9 protein-coding genes are annotated in these 9,961 nt (G+C 56.9%); 4 read left to right on the forward strand and 5 right to left on the reverse strand.

The genetic code is table 11. The features are described 5' to 3' along the window. Window positions 1-21: 21 nt before the first annotated feature. The gene (locus PEL01S_RS33540; protein ID WP_127463271.1) at window positions 22-303 is read right to left on the reverse strand and encodes a hypothetical protein; all 282 of its coding nucleotides are present in this window, start codon (window positions 301-303) and stop codon (window positions 22-24) included. Window positions 304-379: 76 nt separating this feature from the next. Further along, on the reverse strand, window positions 380-1,522 hold the full coding sequence (locus tag PEL01S_RS33545; protein ID WP_127463272.1) for an acyltransferase: 1,143 nt from the start codon (window positions 1,520-1,522) through the stop codon (window positions 380-382). 177 nt (window positions 1,523-1,699) lie between these two features. Between PEL01S_RS33545 and PEL01S_RS33550 the strand changes: the two genes are divergently transcribed. Both PEL01S_RS33550 and PEL01S_RS33555 read left to right on the forward strand, forming a co-directional pair. Beyond that, on the forward strand, window positions 1,700-2,473 hold the full coding sequence (locus PEL01S_RS33550; RefSeq protein ID WP_127463273.1) for a DeoR/GlpR family DNA-binding transcription regulator: 774 nt from the start codon (window positions 1,700-1,702) through the stop codon (window positions 2,471-2,473). Continuing rightward, window positions 2,470-3,285 (forward strand): Cof-type HAD-IIB family hydrolase, encoded by an 816-nt coding sequence (locus tag PEL01S_RS33555; protein ID WP_063181880.1) that lies wholly within the window; start codon window positions 2,470-2,472, stop codon window positions 3,283-3,285. Before PEL01S_RS33550 ends, PEL01S_RS33555 begins: the two co-directional genes overlap by 4 nt. Here the strand turns inward: PEL01S_RS33555 and PEL01S_RS33560 are convergent. The 3 genes from PEL01S_RS33560 to PEL01S_RS33570 are packed head-to-tail and all read right to left on the reverse strand — an operon-like array spanning window position 3,282 to window position 6,930. Next, window positions 3,282-4,418 (reverse strand): Ger(x)C family spore germination protein, encoded by a 1,137-nt coding sequence (locus PEL01S_RS33560; protein WP_063181879.1) that lies wholly within the window; start codon window positions 4,416-4,418, stop codon window positions 3,282-3,284. The two genes, PEL01S_RS33555 and PEL01S_RS33560, sit on opposite strands and share 4 nt — an antisense overlap. Further along, the gene (locus tag PEL01S_RS33565) at window positions 4,415-5,518 is read right to left on the reverse strand and encodes a GerAB/ArcD/ProY family transporter (protein WP_063181878.1); all 1,104 of its coding nucleotides are present in this window, start codon (window positions 5,516-5,518) and stop codon (window positions 4,415-4,417) included. The genes PEL01S_RS33560 and PEL01S_RS33565 overlap by 4 nt, the downstream gene beginning before the upstream one ends. After that, window positions 5,515-6,930 (reverse strand): spore germination protein, encoded by a 1,416-nt coding sequence (locus tag PEL01S_RS33570; protein WP_063181877.1) that lies wholly within the window; start codon window positions 6,928-6,930, stop codon window positions 5,515-5,517. The genes PEL01S_RS33565 and PEL01S_RS33570 overlap by 4 nt, the downstream gene beginning before the upstream one ends. Window positions 6,931-7,157: 227 nt before the next feature. On the opposite strand from PEL01S_RS33570, the gene PEL01S_RS33575 reads away from it, so the two are divergent. Both PEL01S_RS33575 and PEL01S_RS33580 read left to right on the forward strand, forming a co-directional pair. Next, window positions 7,158-8,528, forward strand: coding sequence for a YheC/YheD family endospore coat-associated protein (locus PEL01S_RS33575; protein ID WP_063181876.1), 1,371 nt, complete (start codon window positions 7,158-7,160; stop codon window positions 8,526-8,528). 141 nt (window positions 8,529-8,669) lie between these two features. Next, on the forward strand, window positions 8,670-9,848 hold the full coding sequence (locus tag PEL01S_RS33580; protein ID WP_063181875.1) for a YheC/YheD family endospore coat-associated protein: 1,179 nt from the start codon (window positions 8,670-8,672) through the stop codon (window positions 9,846-9,848). Window positions 9,849-9,961: the final 113 nt, after the last annotated feature.

Below are 9,961 nucleotides of genomic sequence, written 5' to 3' on the forward strand. Positions count from 1 at the left end.
GTGTGAAAACGGACTTTTTCGTTATTTTTTGATCTGTAACAGGCTGCGTCTGCCCTGCAGCGATTGCTCCAGCCGCCATTTTTTCATTCGTTTGATCTTGAGCAGCTCCCGCTTCGTCTCCTCCTCCACGCCAAGCAGCTCGTGCAAATGTGCGGCAATGACGAGCAGCGCAAAGGCGATCCATCCTGCGCCGAATACGGAAGCCAGCGTCCAGCCCCCGCCGAAATCGAGCCTCGGCACGGCGTATAGCATCATGCCCAGCGCCAGGGCCATCCCCACGATATTTCGGGTCCCCTTCAACATTCCAGCCTCCCCTCGTACAACTTGTACGATACATTGTATGAGGGGTCCGACCAAAATAGCACCTTCGGTTCCTGAACTACGCTGCGCTCCCTGCGGGGCTTGGCTTCGGTTTCTTGCGCCGGAACGGCCGCATTGCTTGCCCGTACAGGAACGTAGCGATCCACGGTACCGTCAGGCTAAGCGCGAACGCCCCAAATACATAGGCATGATAAGCCGACATGGCGCCGCTCTGCGGCAGGACATGCGTTTTGTAATAGGTCAGCACCGCCGGATGCGCCAAATAAATGCCGAACGAGGCGGCTCCGAGCGCCATGAGCACGCGCGCCGCCGCTTTTGCCCGCTCCAGCAGCAGTTGGCCCAACCGGATAAAGCTCATGGCGGCAAAAGCCGCATATGCGAAAAACAAGAGCTGATACCACTGGTGGGATAGAACGATACTCAGCCGCAATTCCATCTGGAACAAGCCCATGAAGCCAAAGCCCAGCACCGCCGTCAGCGGCAGTACCCAGACGAAATGCTTGCGAATCCAGGCCGAGAACGCTTCGTAATAGAGACCGATCCACCCGCCCAGCGTAAACATGCTGAAATAGTTGATGCAGAGCGAAGGCATGTGGCCGAACGGCTCCACCAAGTTGTGGTACGCATAAAACCCGGCCTGAATCAGCAAACCGATCCAGATCAAGCCGCTGCGGAACCAGCGAAATGCTCGGCACAGCCACATCAGCAGCGGGAACAGCAAATAAAACTGGACGATGATGACCATAAAGTACAAGTGATACGAAGCATCCGCCCACGGCAGCAAATCCAAAAATTCGCCCGTGTTCCAATGCAGGTTAGCCCGGTAATAAATCCACTGGTTGTACAAGTAATAAAAGAGAGACCAGACCAGATACGGGTACAGCACCTGCTTGACCCGCCTCAAATAAAACTGCAGCGCCTGCTTGCCGCCGAAGTCGTCCTGGTAGCGGTAAAACAACACCAGACCGCTGAGCAGAATAAACACCGGCACGGCAAAATTGGCAAGCTTGTTGAGCGCCAGATACACCGCTTGGGAGCCGCTGCCCGACGGCAGCTCGACCGTAGCGTCGGACGTCGAGTGAATGAGCACGACCGCGAGAATGGCGATGGCCCGGACGATGTCCAGCTCCAGCAGCTTCGGTTTCGATTTTCTTTTCGTTTCCGTCACGTGCGTTTCTTTTCCCTTCTTGCTAAAGTTCATAGGCGTATGTACGCTTCAGCCATTGTAACATAACGCCCTTGCGGAATGCATCCGTGCGTTCAAAAAATTCCCAGTAAGTATTTTGCTTACATTTACTTATTAATACTTGATGTACTTAAGCGTTTCACTTATAATTCGATTAAAGTCATTGTCATCCTGTATCGGAAGGAGCCTGTCATGTATCAGGAGGAACGCTTATTCGCCATTTTACAGCACATGCAAGTGCATCAGCGCATTTCCGTGGAGGAGATCTGCGAGCTGTTCCAGGTTTCCCGGGATACGGCCCGCCGGGATATCGTCAAACTGGAGGAGCAGGGAAAAATATTGCGCACGCGCGGGGGAGCAATCTGGCCTTCGCTGAATAAAGACATCTCGGGCTACCGCGACCGGCTGAAGGCGGAATCTGACGTGAAACGGAACATCGGCCGGCTCGCCGCTTCGCTGATCCACAGCGGCGACTATTTGTTCATGGACGCCTCCACGACGGTGCTTCATGCGGCGGAGCAGCTTCGAACCGACGGCCACGTCGTCGTGACCAACTCGATCGACATAGCCGGTCTCCTCTCGCCCAAGCAAGGCAGCACCGTGCACCTGCTTGGCGGGGTCGTTCACCCGTACCACCGGTTTATTTCCGGCGCGAGAACGCTTGAAATGCTTCGCGACTATCAGGCCGACAAGCTGATCCTTGGCACCAGCGGGCTGACGCCGGACGGGTTGACCAACCCCTTCGAGGAGGAAGGCTACGTCATGAAGGAGATGATTCGCCGCGCCGATCAAGTGATCGTGCTGGCGGATCATACGAAGTTCGGTCTGCGCCAGTTTTACCGGGTAGCGGGACTGGACTGCATCGACATTGTCATTACGGACCGGCCGCCTGCGGAGCCGATGAGCGAAGCGCTGCGCCGGCATAATATCGAAATTCTCATCGCCGAGGGGGAGAACGAACGATGATTAAATTGATCGTTAGCGATTTGGACGGCACGCTGCTGCTCGGGCACAAGACGATCCGTTCCGAGGATCGGCAAGCGCTGCACGACGCGATTGGACGCGGGACTGCGGTCGCTTTCGCCTCCGGACGCATGCGTCCGGAGATTCTGAAGGTGATGGAAAACGTCGGGATCACCGCCCACTGCATCTCGCAAAACGGCGCATACGTTCACGCAGCCGGAGGAGAGCCGATCCGCCACCACGCGTTCGAGCGCGAATTGATCGTCGAGCTCTCGCAGGCGGCGGCAGGCCTGCCCTTTCTCACGCTGCTCGCCGGACCCGACCGGTATATGACGGAACGGTGGAGCGAGCATGCGCAGCGGCTCGCCCCGCGGCTGATGGCCCCATTCGAAGCGGTAGAGGACCTCCGGGAGCGGCTCGGACGTGATCTCGTCTGCGGCAAAATTTCGTTCATGGGCGATGTTGGCCTGCTCCGTGAATTTCAGCAAACGATGCTGGCGCAATACGGCGAAGCCATCGATGCCTATATTTCGGATATCGATTGCTTGGATGTGATGCCCAAGGGCAGCTCCAAAGGGAGCGGCCTGCTTGCGCTCCTGGAAAAGCTGAATATCCGCCCGGAAGAAACGGCATGCTTCGGCGACGCCTTCAACGATTTGTCCATGTTTGCGGTAACGCCCCACAGCTTCGCGATGGCTTCAAGCCACCCGGATGTGCAGGCCCGCGCTTTTCGCACCGTATCCTACATCTCCGAAGCGGTGCGGTGGATCGACGGGTACAACGCCGGGGCGCTGGCCAGCGCCGCCAACCGTTAATCCGACTGGCCGGTACGCAAAATTTTCGTGCTCACCTCGACGCTTACCTTGGCTTTCGGATACAGCTGCTTCCATTTGTCCGGGGTCAGGCCGGTGCCCCGGTGCTGCGCCCGGTACTTCTCTCCGAAGCCGACGGGATCGACGTTCAGCTTTTGCGTTTTTTTGATAAACGCCATCGCGTTAGCTTGAACCGCCTTGCTCGCTTCGCGCTCCAACAGTTCGATCACCTGCCGATTTCGCAGATTGACCGGCGACGAGATCTCCTGCAGCCTCCCGCTCATGTGAACTTGTACCGTGAATGCCAGCTGCTTCGCGTCGGTCAACCGGATTCGGCTTTTACTTTTCACCGAGTCAAGCACGAGATAAACCTGCTTCTGCCCTTTGGACGGGGAGCCGATCGACCCGAGCGCTTCCGGCGATATGCCAATCTCCGTCATACCGGAATGGAAACGATCCCGCAACAGCCGGAGATAAAAAATTTTGTGCAGCGGCAGCGTTCCGACCATCTGGTCTCCCCTGAACAGCGCGGCTCCGTATAAAATGATCTCGTTATCCCGCTGAACGATGTACGGCAGTACCGGGTCTTTCCCCGGCGAGTAGAGGTCGCGGATATATTCATGCAGAATCGGCGAAATCATCTCCTCGCTTTCTACATTTTGGCGGATCGACTGAAACAAATATTCCCCGATATTGCTGATCTCGGGATAGCGCCTCGTCATCAGATCGAAGGCCCGTCCTTTGGAGACGGCCAAATAGACGCCAGAGCCGATCTCCGGATCACGCAGCATCGTATCGACAAGCCCGGTCAGTCCCTTGCGCGCCAGGTCCTCATGGTAGACGACAACCCGAAGCTGGCCCGAGGTCAGTTTTTTTCGCGATTCGACGTTATTGTTGTACCGGAGCCCCTTGCTCGTAAACGCGGTCGACGTAATCACATTGGAACGCTCCTTCGCGCCCGGGTCCATCTCGTAGAGCACCGAGGTGCCCAGTATTTTGTCGCCCGGAGCCTCGTCGTATCCCGTGGCAATGACCAGCCCAAGCCGTTCCAGCACCCGGGTCTGCAAGCAGCCCGCCGTGACGGAAGCCGCCAGCAATAGCATTGCTGCCGTGAGGGCCGTTCGTTTCAGGTTCATGCCTCCGCTCCTTTCTTCTTCGCCCGGCCAGTCTTCCACCGAACCAGCGCAAGCAGTGCAAAGGGGTACAGCCAAACGAGAAAAAAACCGAACTCTCCAAGCAGATTGGATACCCACTCCACATCCTCATGCGTAAACAGCAGCTCCGACGACAGCACGAAGATCAAACAGCAGGCATAGAGGGCATACTTTTGCTTCAGCTTGAAGACGGAGCGCATGCCGCGCGTCGAAGCCCACAGCAGCACCAGATTGTTCGGCAGCACCAGAATCATCCAAAAGGCGGCCCCGACGATCTCAAACCGTTCAAGGAACGGAAATTGCGCGATTTTGTACCAGGAGTAAGTCGCCCATACCGTATGCTTAAGCTGTTCCCCCGCATAAAACACAATAGCGTTGATCAGCAGCGTGCAATAAGTGAACACCGTAAAAGCGACGGCAAGCTGGGAATATTTCTGCACGTTGTGCTTATCCCGGATGAACGGGTACAAGAAGTACACAAGCTCATAACCGAGCATCGGATAAGTAGCTGCCCGCATGCCTTTTACAATTTGCCCGGGCCCCGTCTCGAACAGCGGCAGCAGCTGATCGACCTGCGCATATTTCCACGGAAAATAGTACAGCAGGAATACCCAGAGCCACAAAATAAACGACACGACCGCAAAGCCTGCGATAACCTGCACTCCCCCGGTCACTCCGTATAGAAACAGCAGGCTCATCAGCGTATTGAACAACCAGCTGTTCATGTCCGGAAAAAGCCAGGTATGGACGACCTCACCATACGAATGGAGCACGGTAAAGCAAAAAATGAAAAAATACAGCACAAACGCAAGATTGAACAGCTTGCCCAGCCAGCGGCCGAACAGCTCCTGATGGATCTGATACAAATCTTTTTCGGGATAAACCCCCATCGTCTTGACCATCGCATACAAGGCTGCGCTGACCAGCAAGCCGTTTAAGATCATGCACACCCATGCGTCGTGGCCCGCCGCAATGTAAACGTTTCGTTGAAAGCTTTGCGCGGGATCGCCAAGCTGTGTACCCGAAATGATGAAGAAAAGGACGTAAGCGTTTAGCGGCTTCGTCCGCTTGTTGGTTTTCACCGGGCATCACCTGCCGGTTCTTCATAAATGTCCTGACTCAGGCTCCGGCGGCTGATCGGCAGCTTGAGCTGCTTTTTACCGAATTGAAGCGGATAGAGCGGATACAAGTAGGACTGGCCGATGGTCTTGACGCGCAGCAGATGAATCAGAACGAAGCTGACCCCCGTCATGATCCCGACCGCCCCCCACGCCCCGGCGAGCAGCAGCATCGGAAAGCGCAATATGCGGATCGCCGCACCCATAATATAGACCGGCGTAATAAAAGACGAAAGCGCAGCCAACGCGACGATAATGATCAGAATATTGCTGGTAAATCCGGCTTGAACCGCCGCTTGCCCGATCACGATACCTCCGACGATACCCATTGTCTGGCCGACCTTGGTCGGAAGCCGCGCGCCCGCTTCCCGCAGCAGCTCTATGATGAACTCCAGCAGCAGCGCCTCCATCAGCGGAGGAAAAGGCACCTTGGACCGCGATTGCGCCAGCGGTACCAGCATATTGGATGGAATCAGCTGGTAATGGTACGTCAAGGCGGCCACATACAGCGGCGTGAAAAAAACCGAGATGAAAATAGCGGCCAAGCGGAGCAGCCGCAAAAACAACGCCATATTGGTCCGTAAATACCGGTCTTCGGCCGATTTGAAAAAGTCGAAAAAGCGAGACGGCCCCAGCAGCGCGAACGGGCTGCCGTCGACGAGAATTACCATACGCCCTTCGATCAAGTTCAATACGATCCGATCGGGCCGCTCGCTGGCAATCATTTGCGGAAACAGCGACTCGGGATTGTCGTCGATTTTTTCCAAAAGCATCGAGCTATCGGTAATGCCTTTGAATTTCACGTTCGCCAGCTTGTCTTTCATTAAGGAAACTTCGTCGGCCGGAGCTACGCCCTCCATGTAAAGCAGCATCACTTCGGTATGCGTGCTTTCACCGATCTGATACGACGCATAGCGGAGCCGCGTGTCCGGTAAATATTGCCGAATCAAAGAGATGTTCGTTTGCAGCGACTCAGTCAGCGCCACCTGCGGACCCATGATCTGCGATTCGACTTCGGGGCTCGTGGCGCTGCGATCGATCTTCAACGCCGTGTTGAGCAAATAGCCTCCGCGTTCCGTTCTGGAGAGTAGCAATGTCCAGCCGGAGATCAACCGCTTCACCACCTGGTCGATATCCCCTGCCTTCTCCTGCTGGTCCACCGGCAAATGGCGAATGAGCGTTTCCAAGGAGACTCCCCCGGGCGCTTTTTCCTGCATGGGAGGAATCACTTGCGTCTGCAAAATTTTGGAATCTGCCAAGTCTCCGTAATACATCAGTATCCATGTCCCTTGCGCATTCGGGATGCTCCTCGACTGCAGCTGACCGTGCCGCTCCAAAACGGAACGCAAGGGCTCAAAAGGATCTTGCTCCGACATAAGTTTCCTCCTCCCGGGGGTACATATCGCTTGTTAGGTTTTCCCTCCTCCGGCAATTGTATTCCAGTTATGGCAGGAGTTCGCGGGCCTGCGGGCACTCGCCCGATATAGGTGGTTTCTTTCACCAAGGGTTAGACGCCCTCATATGATGAAGTAGTTCGTTTCTCAATGTTCAAAGCATGTTGCGGCATGTCTTGCGGCAAGCCGGTGCTGGGAAGGAGTTCCGCATGAAAAGAACAAAGGTGAAGATCCAAATCCAAAGCGCCGGCACTTCCTCGGACGGTTCCGTTCTGACGCTCAGCGATTCTGTAGTGAAAAAATGGAAGATTCCGCTGCAGCAACCTCTCCAACTCCGTTTCGCCTCTGCCCGTGAAGAAGTTTCGGTCATTCCTTCGTCCAAGGCCGGCGTACTGCGGTTGAGCGGTTCGTTAGCTTCCAAATGGGGGCTGGCCCACGGGGATGAGCTCTGTCTTCAATACAAAACCGGAACCCGTACGATTCATCTCGGCCCGCTGATCGGCGTCATGGTCAGCCGCGTTTACGCCGATTCCGCCGACAAGCTGTTCGGAGCGAACACCGCCTTTAGCCACGAGCTCTCGGAGGCGTGCAAGCTGTATGGCGCATCGGTGTTTTTCAGCACGCCTGAGGATTTGCGCGGACAGAGCGACCAGGTTCGGGGATGGCGCACCAAGGCAACCGGCGGCTGGGAAAAAACGACGTTTCCAGTGCCGCACGTGCTGTATAACCGTCTGACTTCACGCAAGCTGGAAAACCGGGCCAACGTGCAGCACTTTGTGACGCAAGCCAAGAGCCGTCATAATGCGGTGCTCTTCAATGAAAAGTATTTAAACAAGACGGAAGTGTTCGATGCCCTCCACAAGAAAACGGATCTGCACCTGTACTTGCCGGAATCGCATTTACTGCGGAGCCTCCAGCTGCTCAAATCGATGTGCGCCAAGCATCCGACCGTGTTTCTCAAACCAATTACCGGCAGCCTTGGGAAAGGCATCATTCGGATCAAAAAACAGCCGGGCGGATACATTTGCCATTTTACAAATCTGGGCGGCGCCCGTAAGCAGTCCTTTTCCACCCTTGGCAAGCTGTACAGCACCATCTCGGGCAAATTGAAAAGCCAGCGCTACCAAATTCAGCAAGGGCTCGACTTGCTGACCGTGAACGGCCGGCCCGTCGATTTCCGGGCCTTGGTACAGCGCGGGGAAACCGGACAATGGGGCATTACGTCCATCGTAGCCCGAATCGCCGGCACGCATCATTTCGTCTCCAATCTGGCGCGGGGCGGCACGCTGACAACGGCCAGGAACGCTTTGGAGCGCTCGGGGGCGGCCGTGGCGGCGGGCGGCTTGGGCAAGCTGCGGCAGGCGGCCATCCAAATTGCCAAGGGCATCGAGGAGCAGGTCCCGGGCCATTATGCCGAGCTCGGAATCGATCTGGCGATCGATACGAACGGCCGGGTATGGCTGCTTGAAGTCAATTCGAAGCCGTCGAAGGAGGACAATACGCCGTTGGGGGCCGGGCGCAAGATCCGCCCCTCCGTCAAAAAGGTGGTGCAATATGCCCGCTTCGCGGCGAAGTTTTGACCGGTTCGCCAAGCTTCCGAATCGGCAATCCGGCAAGCGGATCTGCCCCCGATAACCCGTCCTCAGATATGGGATATTTCGGTATTTCGGTATTTCGGTATTTCACGACGATGCAGCTTCAACGGATCGAGGTAAAAGCGCATGATGAAACCAGACCGCCCGAACGAAAGTACCGTCGGCATCATGACGACGCAAACCGATGAACATCCGCCTTTTGCCAACCGCGGTTTCTACCGCCGCTTATGCCTCCTCGGGAGCCGCAGCGGCTTGATGGTATTCGTATTTACTCCGCAGGGCATCGATTGGTCCCGGCCGCAAGTGACCGGGTATGTCTATGATGCGGCACTCAAGGAGTGGGTCAGCCGGACCTTTGACCTGCCGGCTATCGTATATGACCGCTGCTTTTTTACCGCCCGAAGGCAATACGCCGATTATCGGAACGCATTACACGGTCTTAAACGGCAGTCCTCCGTCCGCTTGCTCGGCCACGGCTTGAAGGGCAAGTGGGACGTTCAGCAAGCGCTTCGGCAGGACGGCCGGTTTGACCGCCACCTGCCGGAGACGCAGCCGCTGCGCAGCATGCGCACGCTCGCGGATTGGCTCCGGCGGCGCGGCGAAGCGATTCTGAAGCCGCGCGACGGCTCCCAGGGACGCGGCGTGCTGCTCGTTCGCCGCGAAGGCGCGTCCCCTGCGGGCACGGTAAACGCCGCTTCGGCGGCGTTCACCGTCCGCGGGCGCGATCCGCGCAACCGCGCCGTCGCGTGCGGCTTCGCCGACGCCGGGGCGCTGCTTCGCTGGCTGCGCCTCTTCATCGCGCAGCGCAGCTATTTGCTGCAGCAGTATTTGCCGCTGCAGTCGCAAAACGGCGACGCGTACGACGTGCGCGCGCTCGTGCAAAAAGACGGCGGCGGCCGTTGGAAGCTAACCGGCATGGCCGTCCGCCGGGGACAGAACGGCAGCCTGACCTCCAATCTGCACGGCGGGGGCACGGTGGAACCCATCGGACCGTTCATGACCCGCGAGTTCGGGCCGGTACGCGCCGAGAAGCTCCTTCACGAGCTGAAGCAGCTCGCTATGGGGCTTCCGGAAGCGCTGGAATCTTGTCACGGGCGGCTCGTCGAGCTCGGCATCGATTTCGGTGTCGACACGGACGGCAATAGTTGGATTCTTGAGGTGAATTCCAAACCCGGCCGCTCCATCTTTACTTATTTACAAGACGACCAAGCCAAACTGGACGCACTGGCCAACCCGCTGCGCTACGCTCGGTATTTGCTGCGGCAACCGAGTGCGCAGGCGAACGTCAGGCAAAGGCTGCCTTGACGATTGCCCGGCAAAGTTCTACCTACGCTTTCGGAGAAAGTTTTGCCTGCGGCAAAACTCAGCCACGCTTTCGGAGAAAGTTTTGCCTGCGGCAAAACTCAGCCCACGCTTTC

This window comes from Paenibacillus elgii NBRC 100335 (genome assembly GCF_004000865.1).
GTDB lineage: Bacteria > Bacillota > Bacilli > Paenibacillales > NBRC-103111 > Paenibacillus_G > Paenibacillus_G elgii.